The following is a 21,006-nucleotide window of genomic DNA, read 5'->3' as shown; positions in this document are numbered from 1 at the left end:
CACACCCCCAAAGCAGGGATTATTTTAGTACAGCCGCCGCCCGCTGTAAAGGGTCAAAAATTGCTCTTTTTTCGGTGCTTAAAGTGGTCAGTGTCAGATCTCAATGCTTCGCCCGCCGGTGCGGTTGTACAGCCGGTGGCTGATGGAAACCACGGTTCGGTTCTGACCGGCGCGCTGCAAAGCATCCAGAACAGTCTGTTCTGTTCCGGCGTCCAGGTTTGCGGTAATTTCATCCAGCAGCAAGATTTGCGGCCCGGCTGCAATGGCGCGCGCGATGGAAAGCAGCTGCCACTGCCCCTGCGAGAAGATGCCCGGCGTACACGGGGTATCGTACCCTTCGGGCAGCTCCGCAATGGCGTCATGCAGGCCCACGGTGCGGGCGGCATCCTCCGCCTGCTGCGGGGTGATGGCGGCATCAAACAGGGTGATCTGGTCCCGCACGGTGCCCGGCACACGGCGGAAGCTCTGCTCCACATAGCCAACCAGCGGGCGGCGGGCAGTATCCGGCAGTGTGGCGGCTTCCACGCCGTTCAGCATCACTTTGCCCTGCTGCGGGCGGTACAAACCCAGCAGCAGCTTAAAGATGGTGCTCTTTCCCGCGCCGGTGCGGCCGGTCAGGGTGACCTGCTCGCCTTTCTGCACAGCAAAGCTCAGGCCGTGCAGCACTTCCTCATCGCTCTCATAACCAAAATGCACGTTCTGCAGCTCCACGCTGGGGGCACCCGGCACGGCCTGCGGGGCGGTTTCAGCGGTGGGAATGCGCTCTGCCTGCGCCAAAAAGCCGTTGATGCGCCGCACACCGGCCACAGCGGATTGAATCCTCTCAATCTCCATGCCGATGCTTTCCAGTGGGGTGAACACCTGGGAAATATAGGCAATGACCGCCACAGCCGTGCCGACCGACATGCCAAAGAACGCCCGCACTTCCGGGCTGCCCGCTGCGGAAAGCAGCATAACCAGCGCCACCACCGCCGCGTTCATAATCAAAATCACAGGCGAATAGCAGGCATCGTAAAAATTGGTTTTCTCCACCGCGGCAAAGCTGTCGTCCAGCGCTTCGTCATAGGCTTTTGCCATATAGCTTTCCCGCCGAAGGGTGTGGATGGTGCGGATGCAGCGCAGCGTTTCCGGCACATGGGCGGAAGCCCGCGCCACAGCGGCACGGTTTTGCAGCTGCGCTTTCAGCATCCGCTTTTGCACCACGCGGGTAAAGAGATACAGCAGCGGCAAAACCACCAGCAGGATCAACGCCAGCCCGCGGTTCTCTGCAAAAATCACGGCCAGAATGCCGCACAGGCGGCAGGCATCCGCAAACATGCTGATGATGCCGGAGGTGAACAGCTCTTCCACCGTGTCAACATCACCCACAAAGCGGGAAACCGCCGCGCCGGATTCCTGGTTTACAAAGGCTTCCGCCGGGAGCTTGTCCAGCTTGGCGCACATGGCGCTGCGCAGGGCGTGGGTCATTCTCTGTCCAAACACCGTCATCAAGCTTTCCCGCAGGGAATCCAACCCGCCGGAAAGTGCCAGCAGCCCAAAGTACCCCAACGCCAGCGCAAAGGGCACCACCTGCCGGGCCGTCAGGCGGTCCACCACGCGGCCCAGTACCAGCGGCGGCAGCAGGCTTGCCGCCACCGCACCGGCCACGGCCAGCACCAGCGCGGTGCAAAGCAGCGGCTGGCGGCGCACGGTACCCAGCACAACGCTGCGCACGGTCTCATTTTTCCGGTTCATCCTGCTCGCCTCCTTCCTGGGCATTTACCAGCGCGGCATACTGCGGGTTCTGCACTATCAGTTCCTTGTGGGCCGCACAGACTGCTTTGCCGTCCTGTATCCACAACACGCCGTCCATCTGGGGGAACAGGTACAGCCGGTGGCTGATTAGCAGCACGGTGCTGCCCGCGGTCATTTTACGCAGGTTGTCAAAAACCTGTTCTTCTGTTTTGCGGTCCAGGGCCGAGAACGGGTCGTCCAGCACCAGCAGCGGGCGCGGGTGGGCCAGTGTGCGGGCCAGCGCCAAACGCTGCTGCTGCCCGCCGGACAGGCGCACGCCGCCATCGCCCACGCGGGTATCCAGGCCGTTGGGCATCGCTTTTACTTCATCCTCCAGGCAGACGGCCCGCAGGTACTTCCAGGCGTCGTCATCTCTGCCCAGCAGGATGTTGTTGCGGATGCTGTCGCTCAGCAGCTCGGGGTCATGCCCCAGGTAGCCAACCACGCCGCAGCGCTCCGCGTCCGTCATGCCGGCCATCTCACGCCCGCCGTACTGGATGGAACCGGTATAGGGCAGCTCACACAAAAATGCTTTGCCCAGTGTGGATTTGCCGCAAGCCACCGCGCCGGTAATGCCAAAGATCCGGCCCGGCTGCGCGGTAAAGGTGATATCCTGCAAAACCGGTGCCCCGCCCCGGTAGGCAAAGCCCAGCTTGTTCACGGTCAGGGTTTCCGGCTTGGCCGGGATCTCTTCCGGCAGGGGGTCCGGCTGGCGCATCAGCGGTTTGATGCGTTCCCAGGATACCTGGGCTTTCTGCACCGCGTTGAACAGCTTTGCCGCGTGGGAGGATTTGACCGCCAATTTGCCAAAGCAGGACAAGAACGTGGTGAACGCTGCAATATCCCAGGCGGCCCAGCCGGTGCCCGCCACATTGCGCGCGCCAAAGGTAAAGATGAACAGCACGCCGGTCATCGAGATGACCCCGTACAGCGGCGGCATGGCGGCCACCGGCAGCCCAGCTTTGACGGCGGTACGCTCGTAATCCTGCAGGCAGGCTTCATACGCGGCATCGCGCTGCGGCTCACAGCCATACACGCGGTAGGTCAGCGCGCCGGACACCCGGTCCAGTGTGGCGGCGCTCAGGCGGCCTGTGCTCTCCTTGTTGGCAGCGCCGGTGCGCTGCACCAGGGTTTTCATCTGCTCGGCAATATAATAGGAGATTGGCGCAAACACCAGGCAGAGCAGCGCCAGCCGCCAGTCGTACCCCAGCAGCATCACGGCATAGGCCAGCAGGGCAATGCCGGTATCAAAAATTTCCGTGGTGAACTTGCGCATGCCCTCGGCACAGGCGTCCACATCGGAAATAGCTTTGGTCATCAGGGTGCCGGTGCCGGCCTGTTCCAGCTCAACCTTGCCTTTCCGCACCAGATTGGCGTACAGCACCTGTTTCATGCTGCGGTTGATGTTGTTGGCAAACTTGCGCACATACAGCCGCTTGATGAACCGCGACCCCTGCACCACCGCAATGGCGATCAAATAGCCCGCACACAGCGCCGCCATGGCGGCAAAGGTTTCGTTCCCGTTCAAAATGCCCAGCAGGCATTGGGCCAGCTGGCCCTCAAACCAGGGGCCGACCACCAGACCCAGGTTATAGATCAGGCCCGATACCGTTACCACCGCCAGCACCGGCCTCTGGTTTTCGAAGTAGCTCAGCACCCGGTCTGGCTGGCGCACCGGGGCGCTTTCCGTGTTCTTCATCCTGCAATTCCTCCCCATTCATCTGCTGCACCCGCGCCGTCACATCCGGGAACCCTGCCCGCCGCTGGTTTTTGCTGCGCCAATACAGAGTTTCCAGCGTTTTGCAAAAGGCTTCCCGTTCAGCCTCCGGCAGTTCCTCCACCAGCCAGGCATAAAATACGGTTTCAATCGCAGCTTTGGAGTTTTTCAGTTCCTCGGCCTTGGGCGTGGCATACAGCAGCTGGCTGCGGCCATCGTCCGGGTTCGGTTTGCGCACCAGGTAGCCCTTGGCTTCCAGGCTGGCCGCACGGCGGGCGGCCGCCCCCTTATCAATCTTCAGGGCCGCACGCACATCCGCCTGGGTCATGCCGGGGTTGTGGCGTACCAGATGGATAAAATCAAACTCTGCCGTGCCAATGCCATCGGCTTTCATCATCTGTACGGTAAACTTAGCCGCTTCCCGCGCAATTTTGGTCATCTGCCGCTCGGTCGGGTCCTTGTTCTGTTCTGCCTGCATGTTTGGCCTCCTTTTCAAGTTGGATGTACCATCAACCATTTGGATGATACTGCCTCTATCTAGTCCTGTCAATGCTTTTTGCCAGATTTTCTGCGGTGTGCTACAATAAAGGCAAAGCTTTGCAAAGGAGCGCCTTTTTGTATGCCGAACGTGATTGAAATTACTGATTTTGCCGCCCCGGAGCTGGACGTTTACGCCCGGCTGACCCAGGCTCAGCTGCGCAGCCGTCTGGAACCGGAAAAAGGCATTTTTATTGCCGAAAGCCCCAAGGTGATTGCCCGCGCACTGGACGCCGGGTATCAGCCTATCTCCTTTTTAATGGAGCGCAAGCAGATCACCGGCCCGGCCAGCGAGGTTCTGGCCCGCTGCGGGAACGCCCCGGTGTATACCGCTGACCGCGCCATGCTGGCCCAGCTGACCGGCTTCGAGCTGACCCGCGGCGTGCTGTGCGCGATGCACCGTCCCCTGCTGCCCACGGTGGAGGAAGTCTGCCGCAATGCCCGCCGGGTGGCCGTGCTGGAAGGCATTGTGGATTCCACCAACATCGGAGCCATCTTCCGCAGTGCTGCCGCGTTGAACATGGACGCCGTGCTCGTCACACCCTCCTGCTGCGATCCCTTGTGCCGCCGGGCCGTGCGGGTCAGCATGGGCACCGTGTTCCAGGTGCCCTGGACCCAGATCGGCTCCACCGCCGCCGACTGGCCGGAGCAGGGCATGCAGCAACTGCACGCTCTCGGCTTCAAGACCGCCGCCATGGCGCTGACCGATCTTTCGGTTTCTATCGACGATGCCGCCCTGGCCGCCGAGCCGAAGCTGGCCATCGTGCTGGGCACCGAGGGCGATGGCCTTGCCCACACCACCATTGCCGCCTGCGATTACACGGTGCGCATCCCCATGTCCCACGGGGTCGATTCCCTCAACGTTGCCGCCGCCAGCGCCGTTGCGTTCTGGCAGCTGGGCAAACAGTAACATTCCTTTGTAGGTCCCCCATGAGCAGAACAGAACCTGTTATCCTTGGTATATTTCTTCTATCAGGATGATGGCAAGTGGAATAAGGTTCTGAAATAAACCGGCCTGTATTTTGATAAAACGGAATTTAATGGGGCCAAACATGAAAATTGCAGCGGTTCCGGCAAATCGGAATTTGATGGGATGGTGATATTATGAAAAAGATAATGGCAGTTGTGCTATGGTTGCTTGCTTGTACGGTTCTGCTTGCAGGGTGCAACACTTCCTCCGAAAGCAATGGAGAACAGCCCTTAAAGGTATATTCATTTAGCGGAGAAAATAAATATATTTCTGTGTCGAATGGTGTAATTATTTTAGATGGCAAAGATGAAATTTGTTATGGTGGCGATTTGAAAGTGATGTCAGACGATTTTTCTGATATTACTACATACTCAACTACCATTTATATCAATGGAAGTGAAAAAGCAATTTTGCTTTCTAATGGTGTTGATGATCAGACAGGTGGGGCAATAGATGTTTCTGGAAATATTGGGAAAATTTCTGGTGACTTTCTCAGAGATAGTGATGATAAGTTGACTGATAATTTGTGGTTTGAATTGAAAACAACCAATTTGAGCGGAGAAGAAAACACTTATCAGGTACAATTAAAGACAACTGAAATCACAAAGGAAGTCAAAAAGTAACTTCTAACTTCGCGTTTGTTGAATGATGTTCAACAATGCACACCCCAGTGGGGTGTGCAAGCGATAGAACGGTCTTGCGTCAGCAAGATAGAGGGGCTATGCCCCGACAAGTTCGCGTTTGAGCGATCAGCAAGGCTTCTCCGCGGCGGGATGAGGGCATTCCGCCCTACAGACCATTTGTATGTTTGCATCGCAATATAAAATAAGCTGTAGGGAACGGTCTTGACCGTTCCGGGGCCTCGCTGTATATGCCATAATGAGATATACGGCAAGGTTCACCTAAGGGACGATGCCAGCATCGCCCCTTACAAGTTCCACTTTATCACGCGCCTTTTTGTCTCCCCCAAAAAACTAAAGAATGCAGCGATGTATTTTCCCTCTACATCTCTGCATTCTTATTCTTTATGATTTTATCTCTATATTTCCCGCCCGCAGCCTATATCCCGCCTCAAATTCCTAACTCCTAATTCCTAACTTCTAACTACAAAAGTTGCCCCCGCCTGATTGCGGCTTCAGGCGGGGGCGATGGGGTATCGTTTTGGTGTGAGGAGGAATCATGTTCCACGGCAACGGTTGCGGCTCCGTTCCGTGTGATTATAGGATACCCAATACTTGAGAAAAATATATTATAACGGTGTGAACTTTCTGTTAATTTCCCCCACGCCGGGGGCGCGCCGTTAAAAAGTACGAAATATAGTAAAAATCATAAGATTATAGCTCACACTGCACCGTAAATGCCGTGCACGCTCACTTCGCCGGTAAACACATGGGTGCTGCCCTCAGCCCCCTGCACCACCAGGCGGCCCTCTTCGTCCACATCCACGGCGGTGCCTTCGCCGCCGTCAAAGGTCACATGCCTCCCCAAGTTTACACAGCGCGCCTTATACGCATCCCGGATAGCGGAAAAGCCCTCCCGCTCAAAGCCGTACAGCGCGCGGTCAAAACCAAAGTTCGTCATGCTCTCCGCCAGGGCGGCGGCGTCCACCGCCGGATCCACGGCAATGCCCTGCAACGCCAGGCTGGTGCCGTGGGGCAACTCCATTGCGTCAAAATAGCTCTGCGGCTGGGCCAGATTGATGCCAATGCCACACACAATGGCATGGTGGTCCGGCATCCCCTCGCACAGAATGCCTACGATCTTTTTACCGTTCAGCAACAGGTCGTTGGGCCATTTGATCTGGCACTGGATGCCGTACCGCTGTTCCAGCGCATCCGCCACGGCCATGCTGGCAAACAGCGGCAGGCTTTCGGGCTGAGCCAGCTCAGTTTTCAGCACTACCGTGTAATACAGCGCCTGCCCGGACGCATTGATCCAGGTGTGCCCGCGCCGCCCGCGGCCCGCCGTCTGGCTGGTGGTATACACTGCCCCCACCGGGCCGAATTTATCCAGGTTTGCCTTTGCCCAGGTGTTGGTGCTGTCCACCTCTTCCAGATAGTACAGCTCGTTCACGCTGTTGTGGGATACTACTGCATTGTTTACCATTGTTCCGGCACCTGCTTCCATTCAAAACTGCACTGTCCATCCGTGATGGTGATCACGCCATAGCTGTGGGTATCCCGCAGGCTGCCGGGGTTGAACAGTGCCGGGGAAAACGGCGTACCGTGGCGCAGCGTTTTATAGTGGGTGTGGCCAAACAGCACCACATCCGCCCCGCGGTCCGCTGCGTATTCGGCGATCCGCTCGTACCCGGATTTTACCCCGAACAGATGCCCGTGGGTGTAAAAGAACAGCACACCGCCAAAGGGTGCCAGCCCCTCTGCCGGGTCATCGGAACCAATATCGCAGTTGCCGCGCACCCGGTAGATGGGGTAATCCGGCGCAGCGCCGTTTGCGGCAATGGCCTGGTTCAGGTCATACAGGCCGTCCCCCAAAAAGAACAGGGCATCGGCAGTTTCGTTTTTCAGCAGCCAGCGCAGCGGGGTCACACGCCCGTGTACATCGCTGACAACCAGCACTTTCATGGGTTGCTCGGCCATATCATTCGCTCTCTTCTTCGCGGTCATCCTCATCTTTGGCCGCGATCAGTTCTTTGTAAATATCGCCCTTGCTGAACGGCGTTCCTTTGGCAGCCTGTTTTGCGGCTGCGGCGGGCGGGGTGCCCTGCGCCATCAGCAGGCGGGCAGTGGCAACGGCATCCGGCAGGGTCACTTCCTCCGCCGCAGCCTGCGCCGCCGGGGTACCCGCCATAACCAGCACATACTCCCCGCGGGGATCATTCTGTTCATAGTAGCGCACAGCTTCACCGATGGTCGTCTTGGTGATTTCCTCGTGCAGCTTGGTCAGCTCCCGGCACAAGGTAATGGAGCGCTCCGCGCCAAAGGCGGCGCACAGGTCGTCCAGTGTTCCGCGCAGCTTGTGGGGGGCCTCATAAAAAATCACGGTGCGGGTCTCCCCCTGCAAAAATTCCAGCCGCTCGCGGCGCTCCTTTTTGGGCACCGGCAAAAAGCCCTCAAACACAAACCGGGCGGTATCCTGCCCCGAAACCGCCAGCGCCGTCACGCAGGCACTGGCACCCGGCACCGGCGTTACCGTAATGCCGCGGGCAATGGCGTCTTTCACGATCTGCTCACCGGGGTCGCTGATGCAGGGCATACCGGCGTCAGAGCAGAGCGCGCAGCTTTCCCCCGCTTCAATGCGGTCCAAAATTGCCGCGCCATGGTGCAGCGCATGCTCATAATAGCTCATCATCGGCTTTTTTAAGCCAAGATGGTTCAGCAGCTTCAGGGTCACGCGGGTATCCTCGGCGGCAACAAAATCCGCCGCGCCAAATGTAGCCGCCACCCGCGGCGGCATATCGTCCAGGTTGCCAATGGGCGTGGCAACAATATACAAAATTCCGGGCATGGGGTTCTCCTTTTATCTTTTACCGCGCCAAACGTATCAAACGCGCCGCGTGGTTTTGCTTCTGTGTTCATTATAGGCATTTTTGCCCCTGGGTGCAAGACGGCAGAAAAATTCAAATTTTTTTCTTCAACCCATTGGCTTTCCCGATTTAATGCGTTAAAGTCAGCGATGGTGCCATCGTCGGCAGCGCCATCATCAAGCCCTTTGCCCAATACGGCCCCGCCGCCGTGCCCCACATCGAAGCCTTTGTGCGCGATATGGCACAAGCGGTACATAATGCGTAGTTAGGAGTTAGGAAGTAGGCGTTAGGAGTTTTGGGGCTGCCGGTTATTAAAACTCCTACGTAACTTTCCATTATAATCTGTAGGGAACGGTCTTGACCGTTCCCTACAATGCTTTTATTCGGTTCACGGCAGCCTTTATCCCGCCGCCCAACTCCTAACTCCTAACTCCTCCCTCCTAACTTCTATACAACTTGGCGACAACTCTGTGCTATACTTAAGATAAATAACGATTGGGGGCATTGGATGAACCGCATTTTGATTGTGGAGGACGAAATTACCATTTCCCGGCTGATTGCGGTCAGCCTGCGCCGCGCGGGGTATGACTGCACGGTTGCCAACGATGGCAGCACCGCGGCGGACCTGATTGCCGAGCACGACTTTGACCTGGCCCTGCTGGATATTATGCTGCCCGGCCTGGATGGGTACGAGCTGCTGGGCTACCTGCGCCCGCTGGGGGTGCCGGTCATCTTTATCACGGCCAAGGGCGCCACTAAGGACCGGGTCAGAGGCCTGCAGCTCGGCGCCGATGATTATATCGTAAAGCCGTTTGAAATCGAAGAACTTCTAGCCCGTGTGGAAGCCGTACTGCGCCGCACCGGCCGCGGCGGCCAGACCCTGACCGCCTTTGATGTAACGATGGATATTGTGGCCCGCACCGTGACCCGGCAGGGCAAGGCGGTGGAGCTGACCCCGCGGGAGTTCGACCTGCTGGAGCAGCTCATGCGCAACCGCGGGGCGGCGCTGTACCGCGATGTATTGTACGGGCGGGTGTGGGGCGGTGATCTGCTGGACAGCCGCACCCTGGACCTGCACATCCAGCGCCTGCGCAAAAAACTTGGCTGGGCGGATAAGATCGAAACCGTCTACCGTGTCGGTTACCGCCTTAAATCCGACCAGAAATAACCTCAAATTGCTGATTTCTCATTTCCAATTCCTAAAATTCCTAATTTCAAACTTACTTACGGGTTTTTCTATGAAATTTTCTCAAAAACTTGTCTGCATCATGCTGCTGGTCATCGCCGCGTTTTTTGCCGTGGGCGGTGCGGTGCTGGTCAACGGCAGCTTTATGGACCGCCTGAGCGCAGCCGCCGAGCAGGAACAAAGCATGCACGCCATGCTGTGCGGCGTGGTAGAGGATTACTACCTGGACCAGACCGGCCGCGGCGAAGATACCTGCGGGGATGATTTTATCACCGCCGCCACCTGGCGCGCAGGGGATCTGGCCCGTGGGGTTTATTCCCAGGGGCTGTTCCGCGCATCCGCTGACCCCGCCCAGGACGAAGCCTATGCCATATACGGCCTGCAGGACGGCCAAAGCATTTTGCAGTACGGCCCCAATGTGACCCGCACCTACCGCAGCGATCTGCTGGGCGGCCTTGTGATGGTAACCACCTTTGATGTAACGGAGATTTTTGCCGCGCGCAACCGCAGCCTGCAGCGCTTTTTCCTGCTGGAAGCTGCCGTGGTGGCCGGGGCTGCCGTGGTGGTCTGGCTTGTCAGCCGCCGCCTGACCCACCCACTGACCGTGCTGACCGCCGCCAGCGCCCGCATTGCCGCGGGTGATTATGCCTTGCGCACCAGGATGCACACCGGGGATGAGCTTGAAATCCTGAGCCAGGGCTTTGACCAGATGGCCGGTGCCGTGCAGGACAAAGTGGAAGCTCTGGAGCTTTCGGTCCAGCAGCGGGATGATTTTGTGGGTGCGTTTACCCATGAGCTCAAAACCCCCATGACCGGCATCATCGGCTATGCCGACCTTTTGCGCAGCATGCAGCCAGACCCCGAAGAACAGCGTGAAGCCGCCGGGGCCATCTTCCATGAAGCCCAGCGGCTGGAAGCCTTAAGCGGAAAGCTGCTGCAGCTGATGGGCCTGGGTGAGCACGCCCCCCAACTGGTACCCGTGCAGCTGGATTCTGTTTTTGCCGAAGCGCGCCGCGCCGTTGACCCCGCTCTGAACGGCTGCATTCTGACCATGCAGTCCAACGGCCTGACCGTGCAGGGAGATGCCGACCTGCTGTGTGATCTCGTCATCAACCTTGTCACCAACGCCGCCAAGGCCAGCACCCCCGGCAGCGCCATTGCGGTCTGCGCCGAACAGGCAGATGGTTCCATCCGGCTGACGGTTCAGGACCACGGCCAGGGCATCCCGGCGGACAAGCTGGCCCGCGTGGTGGAGCCGTTTTATATGGTGGATAAATCCCGTTCCCGCCGCCAGGGCGGCAGCGGCCTGGGCCTGGCCCTGTGCAGCCGCATTGCCCAGGCCCACGGCGGAACGCTTGCCATGGAAAGCGAGCTTGGCAAAGGCACCACCGTAACCGTCACCCTGCCCGCACCGAACCAAACCGCCGCCGAACTCGCACAGGAGGAACCCGTATGAAAACCACAAAACGCGGCAAGCTGCTGATGCTGGCCTGCGCCGCCCTGGTGGCTGTGCTGGCCTGCCTGCCGCTGCTCTGGTTCCGCGCACAGGATGCCCGTATGTTCGGCACCGTCAATCAAAGCTCTGGCCTGTATGAATCCCGCGAGGTCAGCGGGGATGATTTTTATCTATTACAGCAGGTCAAAAACCGCACCCAGATGAACCGCACGGACTGGATGGTTTCCGCCGGGCTGGACGGCACAGCAGCCCTGTATACCCCCGCCGGGAACAGCCGCTACAACATGACCTCCAGCGATACCGCCGCTGATTTTGCCGCCAGCCTGCTGACCCAGCTCCATGATGCCGAGGTATTGCCGGACACCTGGTACCATGTGGCAGCCGATAACCTGAGCAGCTACAGCAGCGGCGAGCTGTATACTTCCAGTGATTCCCTTGGCATTACGCGGCTGCTGCGCTACCCCCATGCCGCCTATGATGAAAGCGACCCCGAATACAACGAATCCCCCACATTCGCCCTGGATTATGATAATAAAACCGGCCGCCTGCTGAACCTGTGGGTTCAGGCCCCGCTGGACGATCCCACCCTGCTGTCCGGCAGCCCGGTATCGCTGAATATCTCCGACCTGCTGAACGCCTGGGTGCAGTGGGAGGGCCTTACCGACCTGGGCGACTGGACCGTGCCTTACGGCAGCGATTACGCCGAAACCGGCCTGTACAGCGCCAGAGGCAACGCCCTGCTGACCTGTGTGTACGGCTCCTTTACCCTTGACGATGTTCCCCGCGCCTATTACAGCATGCAGCTGACCTGGCAGCCCTATGCCCCCACCCCGCAGCCGGGCAGCACCGATCTGCTACCCGCCGAGCCGCTGCCAGAAACCAGCGATTATTATTACACTGACGTCATCGCTTACCAATGGGACGATGACCGCGCTGCCGCTGTGTTTGATTATGATGCCAACCTGATCCTTCGCACTAACCTGAGCACCGGCGTGCAGACCGTGTTCTGTGATGTGCCCGGCTGCACCCATACCACCAGCAGCTGCCCTGCCCGCATCACGGACCAGATGTATTCTCTGGTTCCCGCCGGGGATTGCGTTTACCTTGTTTACGGCACCTATTCGCCCACAACGGCAAAGGGCGCTTCCGGCGCGGATATCAACGCCATGTCGGACGATGAGATCATGCGCTGGGCGCGCGCGGCAGATGCCGGGGTTCCGCTGGCCCTTTATACCCAGGAGCTGGAGCCTTACACCCAGGAGGATGTTACCGCCGCCCGCCGCCGGATGCAGAACGCCTTTGGCCAGGGCCGCATTGAAATGCTGGACGGCACCACCCGCACCGAGCTTGTCCGGCTGGATCATGACGCCGTATATATCGGCGGCTGCGATTCCACCTATTTATACGGCATCATGCGGAGCCAGCAGGGCGAAGAGCCCACCCGCTGGTTCCGCATGGAGCGCACCACCGGCCAGTACGAAACCATGCCCATCCCGGATACCGACCACCTCTGCGGTGTCTGGAACAACCAGCTTGTGCTGTTCCGGGAGCGCTGCGCCGAACCGTTCACTTCCGATAAAATGTCCGATTACAGCCTGGCCGGCAGTTATTCTTCCCGGTTCCAGAACACCAGTTATGACGTTGTGCTGTACGACCCCGTCACCGCCCAAAGCCGGCGGTTATACAGCCTGAACGAAAATTCCGGTTCTTTCACCCATGCCGCGCTGTATGGGGATTCTCTCTATCTGAATACCAGCATTTGGGAGAATCCGGATGATACCCCGTTCAACGCCATCCGGCTCAACCTGCGCAACGGGGAGCAGACCGCGCTGGAATCCCTTTTGGGGATCGACCGTTCCGATTATCCTTACGGTTATCTGTTGGGTTCTTCCACGGTTGCCAACCTCTACTCCCAAAAATGGGGCACCATGATGCTGTTTCGCTCCAACAGCGGTCAGGGCGGCGAAAGCCTGCTGCTGAACTTTGCCGCCGGCAGCGTGTTCCACACCAGCTGGCAGGCAGGTGAAAGCACCTATATTGCCGCCGAATCCCCTGTAGGCCAGTTGTTGCTGCTTTCCTGGGTGTATGATGATCTTTCGGACAACTGGTTCCAGACCTACCAGCAGTACCTTGCCCCCGCCAGTGATCCCACCATCATGACCCCCGTTGCCATGTGGGAACCGGGGCAGTAAACCTCCGCCCCGTAGGCGGTCGTAACCAATTTTTTACCAGTGTAAATTGATGGTTTGTTCACGGTTTGTTTACGTCGCGGTGGTTGTTATTGCCGGGGCAGTGTGGTATACTCACCCCCAAGATGTATCTGAAAGCAAAGAAGCCGACGAATTTTTCGCCTTTTCAGCTACACCCTAAGAAAGGGGGAATCTGCATGAAACATCTGCGTTCCTTTTTTGCGGTGCTACTGGCCGCAGCCGTCTGCGCGGCGGTGGTGCTGTTTTCCGGCTGTGGGGCATCCGTTCAGGTGCAGCAGCTTACCATCCCCGGCGAGCGCGGCAGCATCCATGCCACGCTGACCACCCCTGCCAATGCCGAAAACATGCCTGCCGTGGTGATCTGCCACGGCTTTACCGGCAACCGCCAGCTGGACGGCCACGCCAAGCCGCTGGCCAAAACGCTGGCCCAGCACGGCATTGCCAGCATCGCCATTGACTTTGCGGGCAGCGGCGAAAGCGAGGAGCCGTTCACCGCTTACACCCCCGCCAACATGCGGGATGATATCACTTCTGCCATCACCTACCTGACCGACACTGTGGGTGCCGACCCGGAGCGCATCGGCCTGCTGGGCCACAGCATGGGCGGCCGCGCCGTCAGCGTCTACCTGAAAGATTCCATCAAAGCCACCGCCCTGTGGGCACCGGCGGATAACACAGGGCTGGACGGGCTGGAATTTCTGGACCACAGCGCCGAGGGCCGCCAGGCTATTTATGACGGTGCCATACAGAACGGCGTGCTGGACCTGCCCAAGTGGGGCGTAACGATCAGCGCCGATTTTGTGCAGCAGGTTGCCGACCAGGACCCCACCGCCAGCCTGCGCACCTACAACGGCCCTCTGCTGCTGGCTTATACCGCCGGGGATGCCGAATTGCTGAGCCAGACCACCATTGACCTGACCCGCCAGGCTGCCGCCGAACACAGCGGCCCTCTGGTGGACCTGACCGGCCAGTATGAGGACGCCACTCACAATTTCACCGCCGCATCCGGCAAAAAAATCGACGATTTCTCCGTCCGCCGCCGCATTGAATCCGCCACCGCAGAATTTTTTGAAGAATATCTATAACCCATCCCTATTTGCCGCCGCCCCACCGGGCCGCGGCATTTTTTATGATAATTTTAAGGTTCATGGCGCAGAGAACCCCTGCCATATATCCCTCAACAAAATTTCATTCCTAGGGCAACACCGCACAATTCCCGCCTTGCGGCTTAAGCACCGCTCCGGCAGCTGCGGCACGGCATCTGCGTTGCCAAAATGCTCGATAAGACATCCAGTATTATCTGCGCTTTTGGCTTGGCATCTGCCGCACCTCGCTCGCCGTATCGGCACTTAGAATTATGCGGTATTGCCCTAGGCCCATCCGGGATGTCGAGGACGCCGTCCCCTACATATATTTTCATGATTCATCACAAATTTATTTTGCTCCATTCCCCCCGCCCTCCCCACCACCTTTCCCCGCCCCAATTCCTAATTTCTAATTCCTAATTAACTCCTACCTCCTCCCTCCTAACGCCTAACTACTTCCTTCGCCCCACCGCAATTTTACAACTCCGCCCCCTTTCCGCCGGGGGTAAAATGTGATATAGTATAGAGGTATAGGATTTTGTCAAAAAGGGAGGGCTGAAATGGCACCCATTATCCATACCGTCAACCTGCGCAAGGTGTATGCCGTGGGCAAAGAACGGGTCATTGCCCTGAACGATGTTTCTATCTCCATTGAAAATGGGGAATTCTGCTGCATCGTGGGCCAGTCCGGCAGTGGCAAAAGTACCCTGCTGAATCAGCTGGCCGGGCTGGAAAAACCGACCCGCGGCAAGGTATTCATCGGTTCGCACGAGATCAGCGCTATGACCGAAGATGAGCTGGCCAAGTTCCGCCAGGCACACTTGGGCTTTATTTTTCAGAGCTACAACCTGCTGCCCACCATGACGGCGGCCGAAAACGTTGCTCTGCCGCTGATGTTCAAGGGCATTTCCCGCTCCCAGCGCCTTGCCATGGCCCGCAAAGAGTTAAAAAACATGGGCCTTGGCGGCCGTGCCGAACACATGCCCACCGAGATGAGCGGCGGCCAGCAGCAGCGCGTGGGCATCGCCCGCGCCTTTGTCAGCAAGCCGCGCGTGATCTTTGCGGACGAACCCACCGGCAACCTGGACTCTATCACATCCAAACAGGTGCTCTACCGTATGCTGCAAATATCCAAGCAGATGGGCACCACCTTTGTCATGGTCACCCATGAACCGGAGCTGGCCTCCTGTGCAGACCGCATTATTACCATTCTGGACGGCAAGGTGCAGTCCGATGTGGTGCAGGATCCCGCCACAAGGGAGCGCAACCGCGAAGCCCTGTTCGCCAGCCTGGAGGGCAACATGCGGATCGGCGGCGACTCTGCCAGCGGCGAAGTTCACCAGAAAACCGCAGCCGAGCTTGCCTCTTACGCAGCCCCTGCTGCCGCAGCCCAGCAGCCCGAACAACCCAAACCGTAAATTTTGCCCACTCATTCAGGAATATCAAAGCCATAGAAAAAGATGGAATCAATTTAAGGAGGACCCCGGAGTGAAAAAAGCTTCCCGTTTTGCCGCCCTGCTGGCGGCCGTCATGCTCTTCGGCAGCGTGGCTGCTACGCCCGCCCTGGCCGCAAATGATGATGCCCCCAATTCGCAAGTGACCGCTAATGACCAAGACGCCTCCGACAACAACAGCTCGGACAAAAATCATGACGATCCCGATTCGACGCCATCCCCCCAGCCCAACAACAGCGGCTCGGCCTATATCATTGCTCAGACCGTGACCGATGCCGCAGGCGGCGAGATCACCACCATTGACCGGGACAGCCGGTTTAACCTGATTCTGCGCGTGGCGGATTACGGTGCTTACAACAACTTCATTCCCGCGGACCAGATCTCTGCCCGCATCAACTCCTCCGTGTTCACCTTTACCGGCAACGCCGAAGTTGGCCAGCTGTACGAGGAAACCGACGCCAACGGTGCCGGTTACTACAGCTATGTACTGCTGTTCCGCGATGTGATCTACAACGGCGGCGGCAACAGCGTGCCCATCAACCTGAGCTACCTGAATTCCACCATGGCGATGCAGCAGCTCAGCGTTACCCTGGGCCAGTGTGTGGACGAAGACCCTGATACCCCCAACCTGATGATCCGCGCTTCCAGCTACGGCAATGAAGCGGTTGTGGCCGGGACGCCCTTTACCCTGACCCTGACCCTGTACGCCACCGGCGGCCAGGAGAACCTGAACGATGTGGTCATCTCGCTGACCCTGCCGGACGGCATCACCATGACCAGCGGCAGCCTGAGCAGCTACCTGGGCACCATGGCCCCCAAGTCCACCCGTGATGTCAGCTTCAGTCTGACCCCCAGCGCCGGCTTTACCGGCGGCGTGGCCAACATTACCGTGAACAGCGTGGGCACCGGCGCGGACACCAACAAGGCCGTTACCGGTATGTCCACCACCATCTCGGTTCCGGTATCTCAGCCGGACCGCTTTGAGCTGGGCCAGCTGGAACTCAGCGACAGCATTACGCTGGGCGATTCCGCTTCCGTTACCCTGAACTTTGTCAACAAGGGCCGCGATGCCCTTTCCAACCTGGAAGCCACCCTTTCCGGCGATAACCTGGGCGCTGACACCACTGTGCAGTACATCGGCAACCTGAACGCCGGTTCCTCCAACAGCGTGGATTTTGACATGACCCCCACCCAGGAAGGCACCTGCAACGGTACCATCACCCTGACCTATGAGGACGCCAACGGCACCCTGAAAACCGTCAGCAAAGATTTTTCCTTCTCTGTTCAGCCGGCCATGGACTACGGCAATTCTGGCGATATGGACTCTAACATGGATGACATGCAGCCCCAGCAGACCGGCCTGCCCCTGTGGGCCTATCTGGCAATCGGCGCTGCTGTGATCGTGGTGGTAGTTGTGATCGTTGTGGTGGTACGCAAAAAGAAGAAGGCCGCCGCACTTGCCAAGCTGGAGGAAGGCAACGATGAAGATATCTGACCAGATCGGGCTGGCTGTCACCAACCTGTCCCGCCGCAAGGGCCGCACGGCACTGACCGTTGTGGGCGTCGTTGTGGGCATCTGTGCGGTTATCGTTATGATCTCCATGGGCATTGCGGAAAGCCATAACAACGACGAAATGCTCAAAAATATGGGTGGCCTGACCAAGATTGAGGTATACAACTACGGCAGCCAGAACATCAATGGGCAGGAGGTCAAGCTGGATAACGAAGCCGTCCAGCGGTTCCGCAAGATCGACCACGTTACGGCTGTCACCCCCTATTACCAGCCGGGCCTGAACCTGTATGTAGAAGCAGGCAAAAACAACCGCTACCGCGCCAGTAATGTATGGAGCGTTCTCGGCCTGGACCCGGACACCATGCCCCTGCTGGACAACAAGCTGGAAAGCGGCGACTGGCCCAAAAGCGGCGTGAATTACGGCAAGGATGTAATCCCCGTTGTGGTGGGCAAGGAGTTTTTGTATCAGTTTGAGGATACCCGCCGCAGCCAAAACAGCTCCAAACGCCAGCGCTGGAGCGGCGAAACCGATGCCAACGGCAACCAGCTGCCGCCCTTTGTGGATGCTACCAAGGATACCTTTACCCTGACCCTGACCAATGGTGACACCGAGAGCCCCAAGACCCAGAGCTACAAGCTCAAAATCGTTGGCGTTGTCTCGGAAGAATCCGAGGATTACATGCTGCAATACGGCATTACTTTCCGCCTGAACGACCTTCTGATGCTGAGCGAAGCCTACAGCAAGCTGGCCAAAACGGATTTTAACCCCAAAAAAGTGACCTATAACGAAGTGTACATTAAGGTCGATGACATCAAGAATGTGGATAAGATCTGCGATACCTTAAAAGAGGAAGGCTACCAGATCAGCTCCATGGTGGATTACCGCAAGCAGATGCAGCAGCAGACCGCACAGCGCCAGCTGCGCCTGGCGGGGCTGGCGGCCATCAGCCTGTTTGTTGCCGCGCTGAACATCGCCAACACCATGACGATGGCCATTTACGAGCGCACCCGTGAGATCGGCGTGATGAAAGTTCTGGGCTGCGAGATTGGCAACATCCGGCGGATGTTCCTGATTGAAAGCGGTATGATCGGCTTTATCGGCGGCGTAGCCGGTACGATTTTAAGCTACATCATCAGCTTTGGCATGAACAACATGACGATGATCGTATACGGCCTGAACACCCTGCTGATGAAGCTGGGCATCAACGCCACCATCGACCTCAGCTCCCTGATGGGCAGCAGCGATTCGATGTATTACGGCGGTGGAATGTACATGTCTGATTCCGGCAGCGGAACCGTCATGTCCATCATTCCTATCTGGCTGGTGCTGGCTGCCATCGGCTTTGCCGTGGTGGTGGGCCTGCTTTCCGGCATCGTTCCCGCCAGCCGCGCCGTTCGCATCAGCGCCCTGGAGGCCATCCGGCACGATTAAATCAAATGCGCCTTCCCGCAAGGGAGGGCGCGTTTTTGTTTGAATGAAAAAAGAATAAAGAATAATTTCGGTGGACCGCAGAGTTCTGCATTCTATGTATTAACTTTTTCGTTTATAGAGGCCATAGGGGGCGCATATTGTGCGCCCGCCATCTTTATTACAGAGTGTACCATAAATCATATCTGTAGGGCGGGATGCCCTCATCCCGCCGCAGAGAGACATCATAAAATTGTACCACCTGCCCACGTTACGGCCCAAGCATTGTCCCCTACAAATCTCTTTTTCTGTTCGCGGCAAAATTTTACCTTTCTTCCCCTTCCATACATTTTCTTCCTCGTCATCATACAAAAAACGCGCACAGCGCCCGATATTTATCGGCGCTGTGCGCGTTTTGCTAACTCCTAACTCCTAACTTTCTCCGGTATCTGCGCCCCAATAATTGCCGCAAACATCAAAGCGCACCCTGCCAGTTCTACGCCGGAAAGGGTCTGGCCCAAAATCAGCCAGCCGGCCAGGGCGCTGAACACGCTTTCCATGCACATGGCCATGCTGGCAATGGTGGGGTCAAGTTCTTTCTGGCCCACAATTTGCAGCGTGTAAGCCACACCGCTGGACAAAATGCCGCAGTAAGCAATAGATACCGCCGCCCCCTGGATCTGGGCAAAGGTCGGCGTTTCAAACACAAACATAAAAATAGTGGAAAGGACCGCCGTTGCAAAAAATTCCGCAAAGCTCAGCTGCACACCGTCCAGCCTGGGGCTGTAATGATCCACCAGCATAATTTGGAACGCAAACAGCAGCGAGCAGAGCAGCAGCATCCATTCGCCGCCGGTCAGGGTCAGGGTATCGTGCCCCGCCAGGCACAGCAGGTAAAGCCCCGCCAGGCTGATGCAGGCGCAGATTCCCAGTTTGACCCCCGGCCGCCGCCCAAAGAACACCCCCAGCAGCGGTACCAGCACCACATACAGCGCCGTCAAAAAACCCGCCTTGGCCGTGCTGGTGGTGCCAATGCCGATCTGCTGTGCCGCCGAAGCCGCAAACAGCGCAATGCCGCAGAACGCACCGCCCCGCAGCAGCATCCGGCCGTTGATCCAGAACGGAACACCGGGATCCGCTTTGCGGGCCTTGCCGCGGCGCAGCAAAACCAGCACAATCAAAAATGCGCAGGCCAGCCAGCTGCGGGCCGCCAAAAAGGTATACGGCCCCACATAGCCGCTGCCCACACTTTGCGCCACAAAGGCTGTGCCCCAGATCAGCGCCCCCAGCAGAAGCAGCAGGGTGTTGCGCAGTTGTTTTTTATCAAAGTTCATCTTTTGATTCCTTTTTTGTTTCAGTCATATCCGCAAAATGCCCCGGCGTCGGTCTGCGTTGACCGCTGCGCCGGGGCACGCTTCATTTTTGGTTATTCTGCATCCGGGGCAACCAGGTCGTCGCTGCCAATGCCCTCAATTTTCACGCCGCCGGTAATGTAGAACATACCAGAGTCATAGCTGACATTGGCCTTGTACAGCCTGCCGGGGGTCAAGCCGGAGATGGTATAGGTGCTGCACTCCCCGCCGGTCGGGAAATACACCGTGGTGCCCGCCACATAGGAAGTGGTTGCCTTATCCTCCGAAAGTTCCCACAGCGCCACCTTGAACTCCAGAATACCGGTGGATTCGGTGGTGCCATAGCCCGTTACCTGCACGGTATCGGAACCCGCCACAAAATACTCGGTGTTGCGGTTCTGGATGCTGTTAAACGCAACATACAGCGTCCCATCCTGCACCTGTTGGTTCCAGTGGACCGAGGTATCCTGCAGCCCATCCGGGAAGTTCACCTCACCGCCGGGCTGCGCCACAATTTCGTCCGCCTCATCGTCATCGGAACCTTCTTCACGCAGGCCCAGCAGGTCTGCCGTTTTCAAAATCAGATTGCTTGCTACTTCCTTGGGGCTGCAGGCGGTCAGGCTGAGCGCCAGAACCGCTGCCAGCACAAGTGCAGCTGCACGTTTTGCCAGTTTCATCATTCATTGCCCTCCATGGCAGGTAAAGCTGTTTGTAACCCTTTTATTATATCCCAATTCGCCGGGCAGAACAAGTGCTTCTTGGTGAAAACCTGGTAAAACCTAAGGCAACACCGCACAATTCCCGCCTTGCGGCTTAAGCACCGCTCCGGCAGCTGCGGCACGGCATCTGCGTTGCCAA

18 protein-coding genes are annotated in these 21,006 nt (G+C 58.0%); 9 read left to right on the top strand and 9 right to left on the bottom strand.

Annotated elements, in window-relative coordinates:
• Positions 1-93: 93 nt before the first annotated feature.
• Genes C4885_RS08260 through C4885_RS08250 form a run of 3 tightly spaced genes read right to left on the bottom strand, consistent with a single transcriptional unit; the run spans position 94 to position 3,968 of the window.
• Entirely contained in the window at positions 94-1,734 is a 1,641-nt protein-coding gene (locus C4885_RS08260; RefSeq protein ID WP_199488091.1) for an ABC transporter ATP-binding protein, read from the bottom strand.
• Positions 1,718-3,472 carry an ABC transporter ATP-binding protein gene (locus C4885_RS08255; RefSeq protein ID WP_113999866.1) on the bottom strand — a complete coding sequence of 585 codons (1,755 nt, stop codon included), beginning with the start codon at positions 3,470-3,472 and terminating at the stop codon, positions 1,718-1,720. The genes C4885_RS08260 and C4885_RS08255 overlap by 17 nt, the downstream gene beginning before the upstream one ends.
• Positions 3,363-3,968 (bottom strand): MarR family winged helix-turn-helix transcriptional regulator, encoded by a 606-nt coding sequence (locus C4885_RS08250; RefSeq protein ID WP_371681647.1) that lies wholly within the window; start codon positions 3,966-3,968, stop codon positions 3,363-3,365. Before C4885_RS08250 ends, C4885_RS08255 begins: the two co-directional genes overlap by 110 nt.
• A 141-nt stretch (positions 3,969-4,109) precedes the next feature.
• Here C4885_RS08250 and C4885_RS08245 point away from each other — a divergent pair, with 141 nt between their 5' ends.
• Both C4885_RS08245 and C4885_RS08240 read left to right on the top strand, forming a co-directional pair.
• On the top strand, positions 4,110-4,937 hold the full coding sequence (locus tag C4885_RS08245) for an RNA methyltransferase (protein WP_113999865.1): 828 nt from the start codon (positions 4,110-4,112) through the stop codon (positions 4,935-4,937).
• 194 nt (positions 4,938-5,131) lie between these two features.
• A complete protein-coding gene (locus C4885_RS08240; RefSeq protein ID WP_113999864.1) occupies positions 5,132-5,620 on the top strand; it encodes a hypothetical protein in 489 nt (162 codons plus the stop codon).
• Between the two features lie 718 nt (positions 5,621-6,338).
• Here C4885_RS08240 and C4885_RS08235 read toward each other — a convergent pair.
• The 3 genes from C4885_RS08235 to rsmI are packed head-to-tail and all read right to left on the bottom strand — an operon-like array spanning position 6,339 to position 8,465.
• Complete coding sequence (locus tag C4885_RS08235) at positions 6,339-7,103, bottom strand: biotin--[acetyl-CoA-carboxylase] ligase (RefSeq protein WP_113999863.1); 765 nt, start codon at positions 7,101-7,103, stop codon at positions 6,339-6,341.
• A complete protein-coding gene (locus tag C4885_RS08230) occupies positions 7,097-7,597 on the bottom strand; it encodes a metallophosphoesterase (RefSeq protein WP_158538845.1) in 501 nt (166 codons plus the stop codon). The genes C4885_RS08235 and C4885_RS08230 overlap by 7 nt, the downstream gene beginning before the upstream one ends.
• Before the next feature lies 1 nt (position 7,598).
• The gene (rsmI, locus tag C4885_RS08225) at positions 7,599-8,465 is read right to left on the bottom strand and encodes a 16S rRNA (cytidine(1402)-2'-O)-methyltransferase (RefSeq protein WP_113999861.1); all 867 of its coding nucleotides are present in this window, start codon (positions 8,463-8,465) and stop codon (positions 7,599-7,601) included.
• Between the two features lie 527 nt (positions 8,466-8,992).
• Here rsmI and C4885_RS08220 point away from each other — a divergent pair.
• From C4885_RS08220 to C4885_RS08190, 7 genes are all read left to right on the top strand, one after another.
• On the top strand, positions 8,993-9,652 hold the full coding sequence (locus tag C4885_RS08220; RefSeq protein WP_113999860.1) for a response regulator transcription factor: 660 nt from the start codon (positions 8,993-8,995) through the stop codon (positions 9,650-9,652).
• Between the two features lie 70 nt (positions 9,653-9,722).
• Positions 9,723-11,126, top strand: coding sequence for a cell wall metabolism sensor histidine kinase WalK (locus C4885_RS08215; RefSeq protein WP_113999859.1), 1,404 nt, complete (start codon positions 9,723-9,725; stop codon positions 11,124-11,126).
• Positions 11,123-13,318, top strand: a complete 2,196-nt coding sequence (locus tag C4885_RS08210) for a hypothetical protein (protein WP_113999858.1) — start codon at positions 11,123-11,125, stop codon at positions 13,316-13,318. Before C4885_RS08215 ends, C4885_RS08210 begins: the two co-directional genes overlap by 4 nt.
• A 194-nt stretch (positions 13,319-13,512) precedes the next feature.
• Entirely contained in the window at positions 13,513-14,421 is a 909-nt protein-coding gene (locus C4885_RS08205; protein WP_158538844.1) for an alpha/beta hydrolase, read from the top strand.
• Positions 14,422-14,981: 560 nt separating this feature from the next.
• Complete coding sequence (locus C4885_RS08200) at positions 14,982-15,839, top strand: ABC transporter ATP-binding protein (protein ID WP_113999856.1); 858 nt, start codon at positions 14,982-14,984, stop codon at positions 15,837-15,839.
• A 70-nt stretch (positions 15,840-15,909) separates the two neighbouring features.
• The gene (locus C4885_RS08195; protein WP_113999855.1) at positions 15,910-17,370 is read left to right on the top strand and encodes a hypothetical protein; all 1,461 of its coding nucleotides are present in this window, start codon (positions 15,910-15,912) and stop codon (positions 17,368-17,370) included.
• A complete protein-coding gene (locus C4885_RS08190) occupies positions 17,357-18,820 on the top strand; it encodes an ABC transporter permease (RefSeq protein ID WP_113999854.1) in 1,464 nt (487 codons plus the stop codon). The genes C4885_RS08195 and C4885_RS08190 overlap by 14 nt, the downstream gene beginning before the upstream one ends.
• A gap of 401 nt (positions 18,821-19,221) precedes the next feature.
• On the opposite strand, the gene C4885_RS08185 is transcribed toward C4885_RS08190, so the two are convergent.
• From C4885_RS08185 to C4885_RS16730, 3 genes are all read right to left on the bottom strand, one after another.
• A complete protein-coding gene (locus C4885_RS08185; protein WP_113999853.1) occupies positions 19,222-20,130 on the bottom strand; it encodes a DMT family transporter in 909 nt (302 codons plus the stop codon).
• Positions 20,131-20,222: 92 nt separating this feature from the next.
• Positions 20,223-20,828, bottom strand: a complete 606-nt coding sequence (locus C4885_RS08180; protein WP_113999852.1) for a hypothetical protein — start codon at positions 20,826-20,828, stop codon at positions 20,223-20,225.
• The coding region (locus C4885_RS16730) for a hypothetical protein (protein WP_207657585.1) at positions 20,825-21,006 on the bottom strand (182 nt) is incomplete at its 5' end. The genes C4885_RS16730 and C4885_RS08180, both read right to left, overlap by 4 nt.

Source organism: Subdoligranulum sp. APC924/74 (genome assembly GCF_003324125.1).
Classification (GTDB): domain Bacteria; phylum Bacillota; class Clostridia; order Oscillospirales; family Ruminococcaceae; genus Gemmiger; species Gemmiger qucibialis.
Note: the sequence above shows the minus strand (reverse complement) of the source record. Positions and strands in the feature narration are given on the sequence as shown.

Bases quoted from the DNA above. Each gene is read 5' to 3' on its own strand.
- C4885_RS08260 (WP_199488091.1), bottom strand. From the start codon at position 1,734: ATGAACCGGAAAAATGAGACCGTGCGCAGCGTTGTGCTGGGTACCGTG.
- C4885_RS08255 (WP_113999866.1), bottom strand. From the start codon at position 3,472: ATGAAGAACACGGAAAGCGCCCCGGTGCGCCAGCCAGACCGGGTGCTG.
- C4885_RS08250 (WP_371681647.1), bottom strand. From the start codon at position 3,968: ATGCAGGCAGAACAGAACAAGGACCCGACCGAGCGGCAGATGACCAAA.
- C4885_RS08245 (WP_113999865.1), top strand. From the start codon at position 4,110: ATGCCGAACGTGATTGAAATTACTGATTTTGCCGCCCCGGAGCTGGAC.
- C4885_RS08240 (WP_113999864.1), top strand. From the start codon at position 5,132: ATGAAAAAGATAATGGCAGTTGTGCTATGGTTGCTTGCTTGTACGGTT.
- C4885_RS08235 (WP_113999863.1), bottom strand. From the start codon at position 7,103: ATGGTAAACAATGCAGTAGTATCCCACAACAGCGTGAACGAGCTGTAC.
- C4885_RS08230 (WP_158538845.1), bottom strand. From the start codon at position 7,597: ATGGCCGAGCAACCCATGAAAGTGCTGGTTGTCAGCGATGTACACGGG.
- rsmI (WP_113999861.1), bottom strand. From the start codon at position 8,465: ATGCCCGGAATTTTGTATATTGTTGCCACGCCCATTGGCAACCTGGAC.
- C4885_RS08220 (WP_113999860.1), top strand. From the start codon at position 8,993: ATGAACCGCATTTTGATTGTGGAGGACGAAATTACCATTTCCCGGCTG.
- C4885_RS08215 (WP_113999859.1), top strand. From the start codon at position 9,723: ATGAAATTTTCTCAAAAACTTGTCTGCATCATGCTGCTGGTCATCGCC.
- C4885_RS08210 (WP_113999858.1), top strand. From the start codon at position 11,123: ATGAAAACCACAAAACGCGGCAAGCTGCTGATGCTGGCCTGCGCCGCC.
- C4885_RS08205 (WP_158538844.1), top strand. From the start codon at position 13,513: ATGAAACATCTGCGTTCCTTTTTTGCGGTGCTACTGGCCGCAGCCGTC.
- C4885_RS08200 (WP_113999856.1), top strand. From the start codon at position 14,982: ATGGCACCCATTATCCATACCGTCAACCTGCGCAAGGTGTATGCCGTG.
- C4885_RS08190 (WP_113999854.1), top strand. From the start codon at position 17,357: ATGAAGATATCTGACCAGATCGGGCTGGCTGTCACCAACCTGTCCCGC.
- C4885_RS08185 (WP_113999853.1), bottom strand. From the start codon at position 20,130: ATGAACTTTGATAAAAAACAACTGCGCAACACCCTGCTGCTTCTGCTG.
- C4885_RS08180 (WP_113999852.1), bottom strand. From the start codon at position 20,828: ATGATGAAACTGGCAAAACGTGCAGCTGCACTTGTGCTGGCAGCGGTT.